Annotated in this window: 11 protein-coding genes and 1 other RNA gene; 5 read left to right on the top strand and 7 right to left on the bottom strand. The window is 64.3% G+C overall.

Features of this window, described 5'->3' with window-relative positions:
- The first annotated feature begins 42 nt into the window (after positions 1 to 42).
- The 5 genes from F7R02_RS03750 (at position 43) to F7R02_RS03730 (ending at position 6,939) form a co-directional block, all read left to right on the top strand.
- A non-coding RNA gene (locus tag F7R02_RS03750) (sX9 sRNA) lies at positions 43 to 119 on the top strand.
- 143 nt (positions 120 to 262) lie between these two features.
- Positions 263 to 2,242 (top strand): choline BCCT transporter BetT, encoded by a 1,980-nt coding sequence (betT, locus tag F7R02_RS03745; RefSeq protein WP_005925222.1) that lies wholly within the window; start codon positions 263 to 265, stop codon positions 2,240 to 2,242.
- Positions 2,243 to 2,282: 40 nt separating this feature from the next.
- A complete protein-coding gene (gene betB / locus F7R02_RS03740) occupies positions 2,283 to 3,755 on the top strand; it encodes a betaine-aldehyde dehydrogenase (protein WP_078591353.1) in 1,473 nt (490 codons plus the stop codon).
- 125 nt (positions 3,756 to 3,880) lie between these two features.
- Entirely contained in the window at positions 3,881 to 5,551 is a 1,671-nt protein-coding gene (betA, locus tag F7R02_RS03735; RefSeq protein ID WP_078591352.1) for a choline dehydrogenase, read from the top strand.
- Between the two features lie 155 nt (positions 5,552 to 5,706).
- Positions 5,707 to 6,939 carry a multifunctional CCA addition/repair protein gene (locus F7R02_RS03730; RefSeq protein ID WP_003482622.1) on the top strand — a complete coding sequence of 411 codons (1,233 nt, stop codon included), beginning with the start codon at positions 5,707 to 5,709 and terminating at the stop codon, positions 6,937 to 6,939.
- A gap of 180 nt (positions 6,940 to 7,119) precedes the next feature.
- Here the strand turns inward: F7R02_RS03730 and F7R02_RS03725 are convergent, their stop codons facing one another.
- From F7R02_RS03725 to F7R02_RS03695, 7 genes are all read right to left on the bottom strand, one after another.
- On the bottom strand, positions 7,120 to 9,669 hold the full coding sequence (locus tag F7R02_RS03725; protein WP_005920923.1) for a TonB-dependent receptor: 2,550 nt from the start codon (positions 9,667 to 9,669) through the stop codon (positions 7,120 to 7,122).
- Positions 9,670 to 10,706: 1,037 nt separating this feature from the next.
- Positions 10,707 to 11,861 (bottom strand): N-acetylglucosamine-6-phosphate deacetylase, encoded by a 1,155-nt coding sequence (gene nagA / locus F7R02_RS03720; RefSeq protein ID WP_011050497.1) that lies wholly within the window; start codon positions 11,859 to 11,861, stop codon positions 10,707 to 10,709.
- A 2-nt stretch (positions 11,862 to 11,863) separates the two neighbouring features.
- Entirely contained in the window at positions 11,864 to 12,892 is a 1,029-nt protein-coding gene (locus F7R02_RS03715) for an SIS domain-containing protein (RefSeq protein WP_005911060.1), read from the bottom strand.
- A 6-nt stretch (positions 12,893 to 12,898) separates the two neighbouring features.
- Positions 12,899 to 13,966 (bottom strand): LacI family DNA-binding transcriptional regulator, encoded by a 1,068-nt coding sequence (locus tag F7R02_RS03710; protein ID WP_078591351.1) that lies wholly within the window; start codon positions 13,964 to 13,966, stop codon positions 12,899 to 12,901.
- Between the two features lie 40 nt (positions 13,967 to 14,006).
- Positions 14,007 to 15,284 (bottom strand): sugar MFS transporter, encoded by a 1,278-nt coding sequence (locus tag F7R02_RS03705; RefSeq protein WP_078591350.1) that lies wholly within the window; start codon positions 15,282 to 15,284, stop codon positions 14,007 to 14,009.
- A 43-nt stretch (positions 15,285 to 15,327) separates the two neighbouring features.
- Positions 15,328 to 16,050 (bottom strand): GntR family transcriptional regulator, encoded by a 723-nt coding sequence (locus F7R02_RS03700; protein ID WP_078591349.1) that lies wholly within the window; start codon positions 16,048 to 16,050, stop codon positions 15,328 to 15,330.
- A gap of 256 nt (positions 16,051 to 16,306) precedes the next feature.
- Positions 16,307 to 17,473, bottom strand: a complete 1,167-nt coding sequence (locus F7R02_RS03695; RefSeq protein WP_078591348.1) for an acyltransferase family protein — start codon at positions 17,471 to 17,473, stop codon at positions 16,307 to 16,309.
- Positions 17,474 to 17,560 lie beyond the last annotated feature (87 nt).

Here is a 17,560-nt window from a genome sequence, read left to right as displayed (position 1 = left end):
TGCGCAGCCGCCAGGCGGGCGCGGCCGGTGCTCGGAATCCTCTTGTATCACTCGTCCACTCCAGTTCTGAGCGCGCCGCCCACACCCACCTAACGGCTGCTCGCTACGTTTTGTTGGCCACTCCGAACAACCGGAAAAGTGACGCCCGGTTCGCATTGGCGAACTCGACCGCTGACGCCCCCTCGACACCGCCTGTGCGATAACGCAGGCGGTTTTTCGTTGGGAGCGCAGCACGTGATATGCAGCGTATGAGTGTGTCGCCATGAGTGCGACAGCGCCGCACATCTTGCCGGTACGCACCCTGCGCCCGGTGTTCGTACTGGCTGCCACTGTCGTGTGCACGTTTGCCTTGCTGGTGTCGTTGTTTCCGCTGGAATCAGGACGTGTGCTGCTGGATGCGCAGACCTGGGCGTCGCGCAATGTCGGCTGGTACTACCTGCTGGCGACGACGCTGTATCTGGTGTTCGTGCTGGCCACGGCCCTGTCCAGCTACGGCAACATCAAGCTCGGCGCCGATCACGACGAGCCGGAATTCAGTTACCTCTCCTGGGCCGGCATGCTGTTCGCCGCGGGCATCAGCATCACGCTGTTCTTCTTCTGCGTTTCCGAGCCGCTCACGCATTATCTGCAACCGCCACAGGGCGGCACCGGCAGTGGCGAAGCCTCCGCACGCCAGGCGATGCAGCTGCTGTTCCTGCATTGGGGCCTGCATGGTTGGGGCGTGTTCGCGCTGGCGGCCATGGCGCTGGCGTATTTCGCCTTCCGCCACAACCTGCCGCTGGCGCTGCGATCGGCGTTGTATCCGCTGATCGGCAAACGCATCAATGGGCCGATCGGCTACACCGTGGATGCGCTGGGCATCGTGGCCACCGTGTTCGGCCTGGGCGCTGACATGGGCTTTGGCGTGCTGCATCTCAACGCCGGCCTGAGCACCTTGATGGACGTGCCGCATACGCACTGGGTGCAGGTGGCGCTGATCGTGGCGATGATGGGCGCGGCCATTGTGGTGGCGGTCTCCGGCGTCGAAAAAGGCGTGCGCTGGATGTCGGACATCAACATGCTGCTGGCCATGGCGCTGCTGTTGTTCATGCTGTTCGCCGGCCCGACGCAGTACCTGCTCAATGCGCTGATGCAAAACCTGGGCGACTACCTGGGCAGCGTGGTCAACAAGAGTTTCGACGTGTATGCCTATGGTGGCCGCGCCGATTGGCTGGGCGACTGGACGGTGTTCTATTGGGCCTGGTGGATCGGTTGGGCGCCCTTCGTCGGGCTGTTCATCGCACGCATCTCGCGCGGCCGCACCATTCGCGAATTCGTGTTGGGGGTGTTGCTGATACCGCTCGGGTTTACGCTGGCATGGCTGTCGATCTTCGGCAACAGCGCGCTGGATCAGCTGCTGCATCACGGCCAGACAGCATGGGCGCAGCAGGCCATCGATGCGCCGCAGACCGTGTTGTATGCGTTGCTGCAGCGTTACCCGTGGAGCCGCACGGTCATCACGGTCACGGTGGCGATCAGTTTCGTGTTCTTCGTGACCTCCGCCGATTCCGGCACGGTGGTGTTGTCCACGCTCTCCTCTCACGGCGGTGAACCGCACGACGACGGCCCGCGCTGGCTACGTGTGTTCTGGGGCGTACTCACTGCCGTGGTCACGGCAGGCCTGTTGCTGGCCGGCAGCATGGACGCACTGAAATCGGCGGTGGTGCTGGCCTCGCTGCCATTCTCTGCAGTGCTGCTGCTGATGGCCTGGGGCCTGTCGCGCGCACTCAGCGAAGAATCGCAGCGCAAACGCGCGCAGCTTTACAGCCCCAGCCCGTTGATCGGGCAATCACGCCATCACGGCGGCTGGCGTCAGCGGTTGGGCCAGGCGATGCACTTCCCGGCGCGCGATGAGGTGTATCGCTTCATGCACGACCAGGTGCGCCCGGCGATCGAAGCGGTCACCGCACAACTGCAAGAGGAAGGCTGGAAGGTGAGCAGCCGCATCGACGACGGCGACATGGAAATCAGCGTCGATCACGGCGAACAGCAGGGCTTCCGCTATCAAATCGTGATGCGCGGGTATCTCACTCCGTCGTTTGCCGCGCAGCGCTTCCGTAACCAGCGCTACTACCGCGCCGAGGTCTACCTGTACGAAGGCAGCCAGGACTACGACCTGGTGGGCTACAGCCGCGAACAGATCATCAACGACATCATCGATCAATACGAACGTCACCTGCAGTTTCTGCATCTCACCCGCTAAAGGTGCGTCGCTGCGGCGACCGTCCCACAGGAGGTTTGTCATGCCACGTTTCCCCGACCAGTTGCTGTATATCGGCGGCCGTTATGTTCCCGCCCGCGGCGGCCACACGTTCGAAGTGGTCAACCCCGCTACCGGCGAGGTGCTGGCCAACGTGCACAACGCCGGCGTCGACGATCTGGATGCCGCCGTCGATAGCGCGAAGGCAGGCCAGCAACGATGGGCAGCCCTGACGACGGTGGAGCGCTCGCGCATTCTGCTGCGTGCGGTGGCGTTGCTACGCGAACGCAACGATGCACTGGCGCAATTGGAAACGCTCAACACCGGCAAGCCGCTGAGCGAGACACGCAGCGTCGATGTGGTCACCGGTGCGGACGTACTGGAGTATTACGCTGGCGTTGCGCAGGCGCTGCAGGGTGCGCAAGTGCCCTTGCGCGAAGGCAGCTTTTTCTACACGCGCCACGAACCGCTGGGCGTTGTGGGTGCGATCGGCGCGTGGAATTACCCCATCCAGATCGCACTGTGGAAAGCCGCGCCCGCCCTGGCCGCCGGTAACGCGATGATCTTCAAACCCAGCGAAGTCACCCCGCTCACCGCGCTGAAACTGGCCGAAATCTTTACCGAGGCCGGCCTGCCCGATGGCGTGTTCAACGTGTTGCCCGGCGATGGCGCCAGCGTGGGCACTGCGCTCACCGAGCATCCGCAGATCGAAAAGATCAGTTTCACCGGCGGCACCGCCACCGGCCGCAAGGTGATGGCCAGCGCATCGAGTTCGTCGCTGAAGGAGGTGACCATGGAACTGGGCGGCAAGTCGCCTCTGATTGTCTGCGCCGATGCCGATTTGGACGTTGCTGCCGACATCGCCATGATGGCCAACTTCTACAGCTCCGGGCAGGTGTGCACCAACGGCACGCGCGTGTTCGTGCCGCGCGCCTTGCGTCACGCATTCGAAGCGCGCCTGCTGGCCCGCGTGCAACGGATCCATATCGGCGACCCGCTCGATGAGCGCACCACCTTCGGTCCGCTGGTCAGCGCCGCGCATATGCAGCGCGTGATGGAGCATATCGAACAGGGCAAGGCAGAAGGCGCACGTCTTCTATGCGGCGGCGAGCGCCTGCAAGATGGCGCACTGGCGCAAGGCTATTACGTGGCGCCGACCATCTTCAGCGATTGCACCGATGTGATGACCATCGTGCGCGAGGAAATCTTCGGACCGGTCTTGAGCCTGCTCACCTACGACGACGAAGACGAAGCGGTGACGCGCGCCAACGCCACCACGTATGGGCTGGCTGCAGGCGTGGTCACGCCGGACCTGGCGCGTGCACACCGGCTGATCCATCGCCTGGAAGCGGGCATCTGCTGGGTCAACACCTGGGGCGAGTCGCCGGCCCCGATGCCGGTGGGCGGCTACAAGCAGTCGGGCGTGGGGCGCGAAAACGGCCTGGCGACCTTGCAGGCCTACACGCGCACCAAATCCGTCCAGATCGAACTGGAACGTTACGCGTCGGTGTTCTGACGGCCGGGAGCCGGCGCAGGCAGGCGCGGCGGCAGCGACGCGCCGCGATCGCTTCCCGCGCGCACGCCCGCGTCTGTGCCATCCGCCTCGATCGCCACCGCACCGTTACCGCATCAGGAGACACCATGCAACGCGACTACGACTACATCATCATCGGCGCCGGCTCGGCAGGCAACGTGCTGGCGGCACGCCTGACCGAAGATCCCGGCGTGACCGTGCTGCTGCTCGAAGCGGGCGGGCCGGATTACCGCCTGGATTTCCGCACGCAGATGCCGGCAGCATTGGCCTTCCCGTTGCAGGGGCGCCGCTACAACTGGGCCTATGAAACCGAGCCGGAACCTTACATGGACAACCGGCGCATGGAGTGCGGTCGCGGCAAGGGCCTGGGCGGTTCGTCGCTGATCAACGGCATGTGCTACATCCGCGGCAATGCGCTCGACTTCGATCATTGGGCCAAGCGCCCCGGCCTGGAGGACTGGAGCTACCGCGATGTCCTGCCGTACTTCCGCAAGGCAGAAACGCGCGACATCGGCGCCAACGACTATCACGGCGGCGACGGTCCGGTGAGCGTGGCAACGCCGAAGAACGACAACAACGTGTTGTTCCATGCCATGGTCGAGGCAGGCGTCCAGGCAGGCTACCCGCGTACCGACGATCTCAATGGCTACCAGCAGGAAGGCTTCGGACCGATGGACCGCACGGTGACGCCACGCGGGCGCCGCGCCAGCACCGCGCGCGGTTACCTGGACATGGCCAAGCCGCGCGATGGCCTGCATATCGTCACCCACGCCACCACCGATCGCATTTTGTTTGCAGGCAAGCGCGCCATCGGCGTGCATTACCTGGTGGGTCACAGCAGCGAAGGAATCGATGCGCATGCGCGCCGCGAAGTGCTGGTGTGCGCAGGTGCGATCGCCTCGCCGCAGCTGCTGCAACGCTCCGGCGTGGGCGCACCCGATCTGCTGCGCGCCCTCGATGTGCAACTGGTGCACGATCTGCCCGGTGTGGGCCAGAATCTGCAGGACCACCTGGAGGTGTATATCCAGTATGCGTGCACCAAACCGGTCTCGCTGTATCCGGCACTGCAATGGTGGAACCAGCCGGCGATCGGCGCGCAATGGTTGTTCGCCGGCACCGGTACCGGCGCCAGCAATCAGTTCGAAGCCGGCGGCTTCATCCGCACGCGCGAGGAATTCGACTGGCCCAACATCCAGTACCACTTCCTTCCGGTTGCCATCAATTACAACGGCAGCAATGCGGTCAAGGAGCACGGCTTCCAAGCGCACGTCGGCTCGATGCGCACACCCAGCCGCGGGCGTGTGCACGCCAAATCGCGCGACCCGCGCCAGCATCCTTCGATCCTGTTCAACTACCAATCCACCGACCAGGACTGGCAGGAATTCCGCGACGCGATCCGCATCACCCGCGAGATCATCGCGCAACCGGCGCTAGACGCTTACCGCGGCCGCGAGATCAGCCCCAGTGCGGACTGCAAGACCGATGCGGAGCTGGACGCATTCGTCCGCTCTCGCGCAGAAACCGCCTATCACCCCTCCTGCTCCTGCGCGATGGGCACCGACGACATGGCGGTTGTCGACGGCCAGGGCCGCGTGCACGGCATGGAGGGCCTGCGCGTGATCGACGCCTCGATCATGCCGCGCATCATCACCGGCAACCTCAACGCCACCACCATCATGATTGCCGAGAAAATCGCCGACCGCATGCGCGGTCGCGCACCATTACCGCGCAGTACTGCCGATTACTACATTGCCGGCGATGCCCCTGTGCGCGGGTGACTTTTCTCCGGGTCGAGCGTGCGGTGCGCGAACCCTTTGGCATGTACCGTGAACCCGTCCATGAGCGCGTTAGCGGCGTCCACGCCGCCGATGGTCCCGCAAGCAGCCGGGAGAGCGCACAGACAGGCGCATGATTGCTCGGGCATCATGCGCTGATGAAGATCTATCTTGTTGGCGGCGCAGTCCGCGATGCATTGCTTGAGCAGCCGGCTGGCGACCGCGACTGGGTGGTGGTCGGCGCCGATCAGGCGCAGATGGAGGCGCAGGGGTTCAAGCCGGTCGGCAAGGATTTCCCGGTGTTTCTGCACCCGCGCAGTGGCGAGGAATACGCACTGGCGCGTACCGAGCGCAAATCCGGCCGCGGATATCGCGGCTTCGTGGTGGACGCCGACCCATCGGTGACCCTGGAAGAAGACCTGCTGCGCCGCGACTTCACCATCAACGCGATCGCGCGCGATGAGGACACGGGCCAATTGTTCGACCCGTACAACGGTGTGCGTGATCTGCAGGCGCGCGTATTGCGGCATGTCGGTCCGGCGTTCATCGAAGATCCTGTGCGTGTATTGCGTGCCGCGCGCTTCATGGCGCGGCTGGCCCCGCTGGGCTTTTCGCTCGCTGCTGAAACTGCGGCATTGATGCGGGACATGGCCGCCGGCGGCGAACTCGACAGCCTGGTGCCGGAGCGCGTGTGGCAGGAGCTGCGGCGCGCATTGAGCTGCGCGCAGCCCTCGGCGTTCCTGCGCACGCTGCACGATGCCGATGCGCTGCGCGTCATCCTGCCGGAAGTCGATGCGCTGTACGGCGTGCCGCAGCGCGCCGATTTCCATCCGGAGGTCGACACGGGCATTCACCAGGAAATGGTCAGCGATATAGCGGCCCGTCTGGCGCCCGGCGATGCGCTGGTGGGCTTTGCTGCGCTGACCCACGACCTGGGTAAGGCGCTCACGCCGCAAGCGCAATGGCCGCGACATGTCATGCACGAGCAACGCGGCGTTGCGCCATTGCAGGCGCTGTGCGAGCGGCTCAAGGTGCCGCAGGACTTTCGGCAACTTGCCATCATCGCCTGCCGCGAACACTTGAACGTGCATCGTCTGGCCGAGCTCCGCGACCGCACCCTGCACGAGCTGCTGGTGCGCTGCGATGCGTTTCGCCGGCCGGAGCGTATCGCGCAGCTGGCACTGGTCTGCGAAGCAGACAAGCGTGGCCGTCTGGGCAGTGAAGAAGCCGCGTACCCGCAGGGCGAAGCGCTCAAACGGCTGCACGCCGCCGCACTGGCGATCAATGCGCGGGATCTGGCGGCCGAGGGTCTGCAAGGGCCGCAGATCGGCGAGGCACTGACGAAGGCGCGCATTGCCGCGATTGCGGCAGCGCGAAACACTGGTGCATAGCGACGTCTCGCGCGCACCGTTTTCTGCATGCAACAGGATGCGGCAACGTTAAAAACAGCGACATTGCAGCGAACCGCACGGCTGACGGAATCTGCCCTTCGAAGCCAGGAACTCAAGCGAAATCTAGTTGTCCGCCACGAGATAAAGGCGGCTGCACAAAGCAGCCGCCCTGGCCGGGCATTACAGCTTGAAATTCAGGCTCAACATGAAAGAGCGACCGTTCTTGTAGATGTAGTACGGCTGGTTCTTGTTGCCGATGTAGCTGAAGTAGGTTTCGTCCAGCAGGTTGGTGGCTTCCAGCGCCACGCGCAGTCGCTCGGTGGCCTGGTAGCCGAATGACGCATCGACTTGCGTAAACGCGTCGGTCATCTGCTGCCCGTTGAGCCTGCCAATCTGGGTGAAGTATTCCGAGCGCCAACCCAGATTCACCCGCGCGCTCCACTTGCCTTGTTCGTAGTACGGGCTGACGTTGTAGGCATTGCGCGAGTTGTACGGCAGGCTGTAATCGCCGTCGGTCTTGGAATCGGAATAGGTGTAGTTGGCCACCACGCCGAAGCCATTGCCGAAATTGTGCTGCAGATTGAGCGCGACACCGCGCACCCTGGCATCGCCGGCGTTGGTAGGTACCGATGTCTGGTAGGTGCTCGAGCCGCCGGTGGCGTTATTGAAGAACACACGATCCTGCACCGTGGTCAGGATGTAGTTGGAGATGTCGCGCGAGAAGAATTCGCCGCTGAGCAGGCTGCTGTCGGAGAAATACCACTCCAGCGATGCACCGAGGTTGGTGGACTCGTACGGGCTCAGTCCTGGGTTGCCGGTCGACGCCGTCAGCGTGGTGTCGTCGGTGGCCACGTACGGCGTCATGTTGGTGTAGCGCGGCCGCGCGATCACTTTGGAGGCGGCAAATCGCAGCATCAGGTCGTCGCGCAGGTCGTAGGCGATATTGAACGAAGGCAACCATTTGCCGTAGCTGCTGAGAAAGTTGACCGGCGTGTAACCGCCGCCCGGCGCATAGCTGAAGCCATCTGTTGAATCGCGCGAATGCACATAGCGCACGCCGATGTTGCCGCGATACCGCTCGCCGGAGAAGTTGCCTTGCAGGAACCACGCACGGTTCTGCTCCTCGATGCTGTAGTTGCCGGCATAGCTGATCGGCAGACCGTCGTCGCCTTCCAGTCCGCTGATATACCGGCTGATCGCACCGCTGTCGATGGTCGACCAGCGTTGCATGTCGGCGCTGGTCGACAGCCCATCCAGATAGCCCGAGGGCGTGGTGCCCGGCGAGAATGCCGCCAGCGTGCTGCCATCGTTCGGGGTCCAGGTGCGGCTGTAGGACGATTGCCCGGTGGCGTGATTGGTGAGCTTGATGCCGGTGAGGATCTGCGTAAACGGCCCCCACTCCACCGCATGATCGAAATCCAGCTGCAGATAGCGCTCCTTGTCGTACTGCGGGCTGTGACTGGCCGAGGCGTTGTTGAGCTGCATCGCCGCCGCATTGGTGGGATCGGTACTGTAGTCCATCGCGGTACGGCGCCCGTCGATGGTGTAGCTGTAGCCGGCCAGATTGCGGAACTGGATGCCGTAGATACGCTCGGCGCCGCCTTGCGAACTGGTGTAACCCACCTGGCTGGAGGCGTTCCACCCATCGCCATGCCAGTCGGTGCGCAGGTGGATGCTGCCGGTGCTGACCTGGCTATTGCGCAGATAGCCGTCGAGATAGGTGTTGGACTGGTCGCCGAAGGTACCCGAGGTGGCGATACCGTTCTCGAAGCCCAAGGCCTGCGCATCGCCCGGCGTCGAGCCCCAGTAACCGTAGCGGCTCTGGTTGTAGTTATCGAAGCTTTCCTTGACATACAGGCCAGTCAGATTGAGCTCGAAATCGCTGTCCGGCTTCCACTGCAGCGCCGCGCTGACACCGTCGCGCTTGCGCGTTTGCTGGAACAACGCCGTGTTGATCGACGTCGGAAACACGCCGGTGTTGTTGCCGACCACACCCGGCGGAAACCCGGCGCCCTGCACATTGTCGTAGCCGAAAATTTCAACGCCGTCGCGGCGCAGGACACGCTGCGAATGCATCACCGAGGTAAGCACGCCCAGGGTTTGGTCCTGATTCTTCCAGCTATACAGCGCCGAGGCATTCGGCTTGCCTTCGTCGGAGCGATCGTTGTAGCCATAGCTCACGGTCCCGGTGAGCGTATTGCGATCCAGATCCAGCGGTTTGCGCGTATGCACGATCACGGTGCCGCCGATGGAACCCTCGTCGATGCGCGCTTCGGGCGTCTTGTAGACCTCCATCAAGCCGACCACTTCCGGCGCCAGGGTGCTGTAGTTGAACGAGCGGCTGTCCGGGTCGTTGGGGTCGCCGCCCCAACTGGTCGATGCAATGGTCTGGCCGTTGAGCAACACACGGTTGAGCGCCGGATCGGTGCCCAGGATGCTGACTTTTTCGCCTTCGCCGAACTGCCTGTCCACGGTGATACCGGACAACCGCGACAGCGATTCGGCGACATTGGTATCTGGAAACTTGCCGATGTCTTCGGCGCTGATCGCGTCGACGATCGCATCGGCGTTGCGCTTGACGTTGAGCGCCTTGCCCAGGCTGGCCTGGTAACCCACCACCTTGATTTCGTCCAGGGTGGAAACCGAGGGATCGGTTTGTGGTGGTGTCTGTTGCTGCGCGGGTGCGGGCTGCTCCTGCGCAAATGCGGGAAGGCTTGCGACGCAGGCCAAGCTGGCGCCACTATGAGCAGACGCCTGACAGCCGCGCTCAATGGTGAGCGGCGCAGTGGGTTGACGGACGCAGATACCGGAACACAAGGGGACAAAGCGAACAGACGGGAAAACAGCATTGCGTGGACCTCATCACTGATGTCGGATGGCAACCGTCTGGTTGCACAACGGCGCGCGACGCGCGTGCCATGCCCGTGATCCGTCCCCTGTGCCGGATACGAACAGCCACCCGCATTGCGTGACGACATGCGGGTAAAAGCCGACCACTGGAACAACGGCCGGTTATCGTCTTCTCGAACGTCGAGCAGATGTTTCTTCGCTGAGAACGTTACCAGCGAAGGTGCCTTCCGTGGCTTGTAGTGTCAACCCGTTGCTGCATACGTCCATTTTTATGCGCTAAACAACGTCTTCCCTGCAGATACGGGATGATGGCGTGATCGTCGTCTCACTGCCCTTTACGTCGATGCAGACCACTGCGCCCTATGCCCTGTTCGCACACGGTGGCACACCAAAATGTTGCGACGCAAAGTAGCTGCGCACGCGAAGTGTGCTGCGCATGCGCGCGTGGATGATGCGCATAAACTTGCGCAGGTTGGAACGCTGCGCTGTCGCCCGATGGCCGATGGCCCGCTGCACGCGTGTCGGGTTAGACAACAACCTGTCCACCGTAGGACTGGTTTCATCGCTGCCGTAGGGCGTGCACGGTGCCAGCGTCCGGTGTAGTTCCGTCGGTCCGGCAACAAGACCTGTACATCACGTGCCGGCGGCGACCAGCGCGTTTGTTGGGTGAAGGCGAAGCATGCGACATGCGACGACTCACTGCATGGGCCGCTGCATGTCCCTGCATTTCAAGGATCAAACGCAACGCGCGCGCCGCATCACGCAATGCGGCGCGCACGATACGTTGGCCGGCCAAGATAGGTCTCAAGCAGCAGTTACCTGGGCACGGTCAGCGCACGGCAGCGGACCGGTGGTCGTGCCGCTCCGAGCACCGGCCGCGTTCCGCTGCGGCGACGCAGGCGTGTGGGCGGCGGCGCTTAGTCGCGCTGCCCAGCCACCCACGTGCTCAACACCTGCACATCGTCATCCACCAGCACCAGATCGGCTTGGTAGCCGGGGGCGATGCGTCCCAGGCGTTCGCCCAGGCCAATGCATTGCGCGGGGTAGGTAGAAGCCATGCGCGCGGCTTCGGCCAGGTCCACGCCCAGCCAGCGCACGCTGTTGCGCACGGCGGTGGCCATGTCCAATGCGGAGCCGGCCAGTGCACCATCGGCATTTCGCACCACGCCGTCCACGGCGGTGATGGTTTCGCCGTAGAGATCGAAGCTGGCGCTTTCGCTGCCTACCATCGGCATGGCGTCGGTGACCAGCAGCAACTTGCCGCGTGGCTTGGCCGCGAGCGCCACACGCAAGCTGGCCGGATGCACGTGCACGCCGTCGACGATGACGCCGCACCAAATCGTCGGGTCTTCCAGTGCCGCGCCCACCGCATTGGGTTCGCGGCCAGCCAGCTGCGACATCGCGTTGTACACGTGCGTGAAGCCGCTGACGCCGGCGGCAATGCCATCGCGTGCCTGCTCGTAGGTGGCCGCAGTGTGGCCGGCGAACACGAGCGCGCCGCCGGCAACGAAGGCACGGATATCGTCCAGCGGAACGCGCTCGGGTGCGAGCGTGATCAAGGTGACGCCATTGTCCAATGAGGTATCGACGGCAATCTCGTGCGCGTCCGGTACGCGGAACTTGTCCGCGTCGTGCGTGCCCTTGCGCGCAGGACTCAGGTACGGGCCCTCCAGATGGATGCCGAGCACGCCGGGTACGCCTTGCGCGATGGCCTGGCGAGTGGCATCGATCGCTTCGGCCATCACCTCAGCGGTGTCGCTGATCAAGGTTGGCAGCATGCCGGTGGTGCCGAAGCGACGATGCGCGGCGGCGATCGTGGCCAGTGCCTGGGGGTCGCGTGCGTTGTTGAACAACACGCCGCCGCCGCCATTGACCTGGATGTCGATAAAGCCCGGCAACAAGCTGGCGCCACCCAGGTCCAGGCGCGTATCGGCCTGCGTAACGCGCGCATCGTCGGCCGGCACGATCGCCTGGATCTGCGTGCCAGCCAGCATCACGACCAGGCCGTCCTGCAATCCGTTGTCGGTGAGCACACGTGCATTGCACAGTGCCTGAGTCGTGAGAGCGTGCATGATCAGACGGTTTCCGTGACCTTGTTCAGATGCGGCGGCAGATCGGGATTGTTGCCGCGCTGCAATGCCAATGCATTGATCGCGCGATAGAAGCTCTGCACGGTCAACAGCGGCGCACAGGCCGGGTGCGCGGCCTCTGCCAGCGGCAAATCGCCACCGGGCGCGGCCAGCCACACCTGCGCGCCACGCGCGCGGAATTCTTCGGCCAGTGCGCGGGTACCGGCACCGGTTTCGTCGGGCTGTGCGAAGACCAGCACCGGGAACCCCGGCCCCACCAGGGCCATCGGCCCGTGCTTGACCTCGGCCGAGCTGTAGGCTTCGGCGTGCAAGCCGCAGGTTTCCTTGAACTTCAATGCCGCTTCCTGCGCTGCGCCCAGGCCCAGGCCGCGGCCGAGCACGAACAGATTGTGCGCAGGCGCCAGACCGGCGGTGAGCGCGGACCAATCGGCCTGCCACGCGCTGCGCAACTGCTGCGGCAATGCGTCGAGCGCGGCAAGCAAGGCGGGGTCGTTCTTCCACACCGCGCCCAGATGCAGGACCGCGGCCAGCGAAGCGAGATAACTCTTGGTGGCGGCCACGCTTCTTTCCGGGCCTGCGCCCAGCGGAATCACCACCTCGGCCAGTTGCGCCAGCGGCGAATCTTCCACGTTGACCAGCGCGACCACGCGCGCGCCGGCAGCCTTGGCCGCTTCGGCATTGCGCAGCAGATCCGGGCTCTTGCCCGATTGCGAAATCACGATGTACAGCGCGCCACGCAGTTGCAGCGGCGCTGCATAGACCGAGCCCACCGACGGCGACGCAGATGCGGTGACGATGCCGAGCTGGGTTTCGAACAGGTACTTGGCATAGGTGGCCGCATGATCGGAGCTACCGCGCGCGCAGGTCACCACGAACGGCGGCGGCGTCTCGCGCAGCGATTGCGCAAGCGCGGCGATGGTGTCGGCATTACGCGCGAACTGTGCAGCAACCACATCGGCGGTCTGCGCCGCTTCGCGGAACATCAAGGTCTCGGTTTCGGAGGGAAGGCTCATCGTGGCTCAGGCAGATTCAGGAGGAAGGGGTTTGCCGGTGGACGCAGGCGCCGGCGCGGTGGAGCCGCGCACCACCAACTGCGGCACGAAGCCGCGGCTCTGCAATTGCGCCGGTTGGTCGTCGTAGGCATCGCTGCGCAGCTGGCTGATCAACAAGCGTGCGGCATGCCGCGCGATGTCGTCGGTGGCCTGCTTGGCAGTGGTCAGTGCCGGCCACGAATGGCGCGAGAACGGGCTGTCTTCGAACCCGGCGATCGACAATTGATACGGCACGTTCATGCCGGTGGACTTGGCCGCGGCCAGCACGCCTGCAGCGATCTCGTCGTTGCTGCCGAAGATGGCGGTGGGCGGCTCGCGCAACGACAACAGCCGGCGTGCGCCACGGAAGCCATCGTCGAACGTGTAGTCGCCGGGAATCACCAGGTGCTTGTCCAGGCTGATGCCGTAATCCTTCAACGCCGCTTCATAGCCGGCGTAACGTTCGCCGCTGGAGCGATGCTGCGGGCCGCCCCACAGGAAGCCGATGCGTTGATGGCCGAGCTGGATCAGGTGCTCGGTGATTTCATACGCGGCATCGCGGTCGTCGATATACACGCACGGGCCATCGCCGGGGTCGTCGGTGGAGGCGATGATGCGCACGCTCTTGATGCCGCGCGCGGCCAGACCGGCCAGCAATTCCGGGCGCTCGGACATCGGCGCGGTCAACACCACGCCGGCCAGGCGCGAGCGCTGCACCCATTCGGCCAGTTCTTCGGCCAGCAACGGCGAGGTGGAATCGCAGGGATGGATCTGCAAGCCGAAGCCGGTTTCGCGGCACGCGGCCAGCACGCCATTCTGAATGCCGATGATGTGGTACGGGTTGGGGTTGTCGTATACCAGGCCGATCACGAACGGCGTGCCGCTGCGCAGATTGCGCGCGGACGGATCGGGTTCGTAGTCGAGATCGGCGATGGCGCGCAGCACGCGTGCACGCGTGGCCTGCATCACCGATGGCTCGTTGTTGATCACCCGCGACACGGTCTTCAACGAGACCTTGGCGCGCTCGGCGACATCTTTGATTGTGGGCCTGCGCATGGATGTACCTTGTCCGTCGGAACGCATCATGCCGCCGCGATCACTTGGCCTGGGCCGGCAGGCCCACGCGATGACCGCGCAGCGAATAGAACAGGATGTACAGATAGCACGGCACCATCAGTGCAGCGAACACGACCTGGAAGTCGTAGTGCTGCTTGAGGATGGCGAACAGCTGCGGAATGATCGCGCCGCCAGCGATGCCCATCACCAGCAATGCCGAGCCGATTTCGGTGAACCGGCCCAGTCCGCGAATGGCCAGCGGAAAGATCGCCGGCCACATCATCGCGTTGGCAAAGCCGAGCGCGGCGACGAAGCCCACCGACACGTAGCCGTGGGTGAACAAGGCACCGAGCGAGAACAGCACGCCCAGCACCGCCGACACGCTCAGGTAACGCGCCTGCGAGATCACGCGCGGAATCAATACCAGGCCGGCGATGTAGCCCAGCAACATCGCGCCCAGCGTGTAGGAGGTGAAGATCTTGGTGATGTCCAACGGGAGATTGAAGCCGTGTCCGTAGGTGCCGATGGCATCGCCGGCCATCACTTCCACGCCCACATAGACGAACAGGCACAGCACGCCCAGCCATAGGTGCGGGAACTGGAAGATGCTGGATTTCTGCACGCCACCGGTCGCGCCCGGCGTAGCGTTGGCTTCGGAGGGCTTGAGCTCGGGCAATGGCGAGAACAGCACGCCAATGGCCAGCAACAGCAGGACGCCGGACATCACCAGATACGGCGCGTGAATCTTGGCGGCGAAGGCGGTGAGCAAGGTTTCCTTGGTCGTCGCATCGGCGCTGGCCACCTGCGCGGACAGGTCGCCGATACCGTGCAGCACCAGCGAGCCGATCAGGATCGGCGCCAGGATGCCGGCAATCTTGTTGCAGATGCCCATCAAGGCGATACGCCGCGCGGCACTTTCGATCGGCCCGAGAATGCTGATGTACGGGTTGATCGCCGTCTGCAGCAAGGCCAGGCCGCTGCCGATGACGAATAGGCCGCCCAGCGCGCCGGGATACCAACGCTGCGTGGCGAACTGGCCGAAGCCTGCTGCGCCCACGGCCATCACCACCAGGCTCAGCGCCAGGCCTTTCTTCATGCCGGTGCGCTTGAGAATCCACGACGAGGGCAAGGCCAGAAAGAAGTACGACAGGTAGAACACCATCAGCACCAGGAATGCGTTGACCTCGTTGAGGTCGAACGCCAGCCGCACGAAGGTGATCAGCGGCCCGTTGATCCAGGTGAAAAAGCCGATGATGAAAAACAGCACGCCGACGATGGCGATCGAGACAACGGGGTTTGCGGGCCTGGCGGTAGTCATGGATCGGCTGGCTCTGAGGTCGTCGTAAGGAATGCCGTTGGCGTCAGCGGCGCAGTTCGGCGACGAAATCGTAGAAGTCGTTGTGGCAATAGGTGTCGGTCAATTCGATCGCGCTGCCATCGCGGGCATAGCCCACGCGCACCACATGCAAAATCGCCTCGCCGGTCTTCATGCGCAGGTGTTCGGCCAGCCGCGCGGGCAGATTGATGGCGCGGAAGTACTGCAGGGCACGCACCACCGGCGTGCCCTGCGCATCCAGATAGCTGTAGAGCGAATCGCCGATCTGCTGCGGGTCGGCGACGATGCGTTGCGGCAACACCGCGTGCTCGTAGGCCATGACCCGGTCGTCGGCACTGCGCAGCCGCGTCAGCGAGGCCACCGCGGCATCCGGCGACAGGCCCAGGCGCAGGATCTCTTCGCCATGCGCCGGGCGCAGCCGCCGCTCCAGCCAGCGCGTGCCCGGCTCATAGCCCTTGATGCGCAGCGTCTCGCTGAAACTGGTCAGGCCGCTGAGCTGATGCTGGATCTGCGTGGTGACGAAGGTGCCGGCGCCCTGCCGGCGCGAGACCAGGCCTTGTTCGACCAGCACATCCACCGCCTGGCGCAGGGTCACCCGCGAGATCTGCAGCCGCTCGCACAGCTGGCGCTCGGCCGGCAGCGCCTCGCCGGCCTTCCACTGCCCGCCACGGATGGCGTCGGTAAGCTTGGCGGCCAGTTGCAGATACAGCGGGGTCGGCGTGGACGCGTCCAGTGCCAGCGCGTCCATCCTGGGGTCGTCGTCCGTCCTGGCGTTGGTTTTCGGTTTGACCACTGCCTGTCCTCCGGACCGACGGGGATTCGTTAGGTCCAATATAGTACCAATTTGCGCAACGCGCATCAGGCCGCGGCCGACCTCGACGCACGCAATCGGGTGAATTGCCTGGCCGCGCCACATTGGCCGCTGCCACGGGTGGGCATCGTGCAGCCATGGCCGAGCTGGTCAGTGCGTTGCACCCTGGCCCGTCGCCGGATGGGCGATGCGATCACAGCCGCAGGTACCAGCGCCGCCGATCCATCCACCAACCCACCGCGCAGCACATCAGCGTGTAGCTCAGCGCGCACAGCAGCGAGCCGAGTGGTCCTGGCGTAATGGTCTGGAACACGCCGATGCCGGCCCAGGCGTACAGGTCCAGCCCGGAGCTTCCGGCCGGGATCAGCCGCAACACCACCACGAACAATTCGGAGAACAGGTAGATCGCCAGCGGGTTGCGCCCCAGAACGGTGAAGAAACCGCTGCCGCCGGTCCAGCCGCGCAATTCCAGCAGGTATACCAGTGCACCCAGCGCCAGCAGATCCAGGCCCACCGTGCAGGCGACGAACGAGCCGCTCCAGAGCTTCTTCGACAACGGCCAGGCCGGTGCCCAGAGCAGCGCCAGCAGCACCAGACCTGCGCCCGCCAACAACAAGCTGCGCGTGCTGGCAATGGTCTTGCCATGTCGCTGCAGGAAGCGCCCGCACAGATAACCGGCCAGCACATTGACCGTGGCCGACAGCGTGCCGAGCAAGCCTTCAGGATCGAAGCCGCCATCCTTGCGGTACAGATGATCACGCCCGTACAGCCACAGATCCAGGCGAGTGCCGGCATTGCCGGTCTTGCTCAATTCCGCGCCAGGTTGGCAGAAGGCGTACAACAACGCCCAATAGCCCAACAGCAGTGCTAAGCAGACAGGCGCGATGCCGCGCGGTGGCAGATAGCGCACCAGCAATGCCGCCGCCAGATAGCACAGGCCGATCCGTTGCAATACGCCGGTCAGGCGAAGTTGATCGACCGTCGTGAACGCCCATCCACCATCTGGCTGCAGATGGAAAAAAGGAAACCAGTACATCAGCACACCGCATAGCAGGATCAGCGCGGCGCGTCTGCTCACACGGCCGAGGAACTGCAGATGCGGCGTGTTGGTTGCCAGCGCAAAACTCATCGCGCTCCCAACCGCGAACAGGAACGAAGGAAACACCAGATCGGCCAGCGTGAAGCCGAACCAAGCCGCGTGGGTCAGCTGCGCGTACGCCTGCGCGCCCGGCCCTGCGGTGTTGACCAGAATCATCAGGAAGATGGTCAGGCCGCGGAACACATCCAGTGAGAGGAAGCGTTCGCGCTTTGACGGTGCGGCTGCAGCGGGAGTGGCAGCCGCGGGCGTGTGTGCGCTCATTGCACGCCCTCGCCCACGTCATAGAGGTGGATGCGACATGCACATCTGGTGGTCTGGGCTCTTGCATCGACGCAACTGCGCTCCGGC

This window comes from Xanthomonas cissicola (genome assembly GCF_008801575.1).
Taxonomy (GTDB): Bacteria; Pseudomonadota; Gammaproteobacteria; order Xanthomonadales; family Xanthomonadaceae; genus Xanthomonas; species Xanthomonas cissicola.
This window is presented reverse-complemented; position numbering and strand designations above follow the sequence as displayed.

Bases quoted from the DNA above. Each gene is read 5' to 3' on its own strand.
- F7R02_RS03705 (WP_078591350.1), bottom strand. From the start codon at position 15,284: ATGACTACCGCCAGGCCCGCAAACCCCGTTGTCTCGATCGCCATCGTC.
- betA (WP_078591352.1), top strand. From the start codon at position 3,881: ATGCAACGCGACTACGACTACATCATCATCGGCGCCGGCTCGGCAGGC.
- F7R02_RS03710 (WP_078591351.1), bottom strand. From the start codon at position 13,966: ATGCGCAGGCCCACAATCAAAGATGTCGCCGAGCGCGCCAAGGTCTCG.
- F7R02_RS03695 (WP_078591348.1), bottom strand. From the start codon at position 17,473: ATGAGCGCACACACGCCCGCGGCTGCCACTCCCGCTGCAGCCGCACCG.
- nagA (WP_011050497.1), bottom strand. From the start codon at position 11,861: ATGCACGCTCTCACGACTCAGGCACTGTGCAATGCACGTGTGCTCACC.
- betT (WP_005925222.1), top strand. From the start codon at position 263: ATGAGTGCGACAGCGCCGCACATCTTGCCGGTACGCACCCTGCGCCCG.
- F7R02_RS03700 (WP_078591349.1), bottom strand. From the start codon at position 16,050: ATGGACGCGCTGGCACTGGACGCGTCCACGCCGACCCCGCTGTATCTG.
- F7R02_RS03715 (WP_005911060.1), bottom strand. From the start codon at position 12,892: ATGAGCCTTCCCTCCGAAACCGAGACCTTGATGTTCCGCGAAGCGGCG.
- betB (WP_078591353.1), top strand. From the start codon at position 2,283: ATGCCACGTTTCCCCGACCAGTTGCTGTATATCGGCGGCCGTTATGTT.
- F7R02_RS03730 (WP_003482622.1), top strand. From the start codon at position 5,707: ATGAAGATCTATCTTGTTGGCGGCGCAGTCCGCGATGCATTGCTTGAG.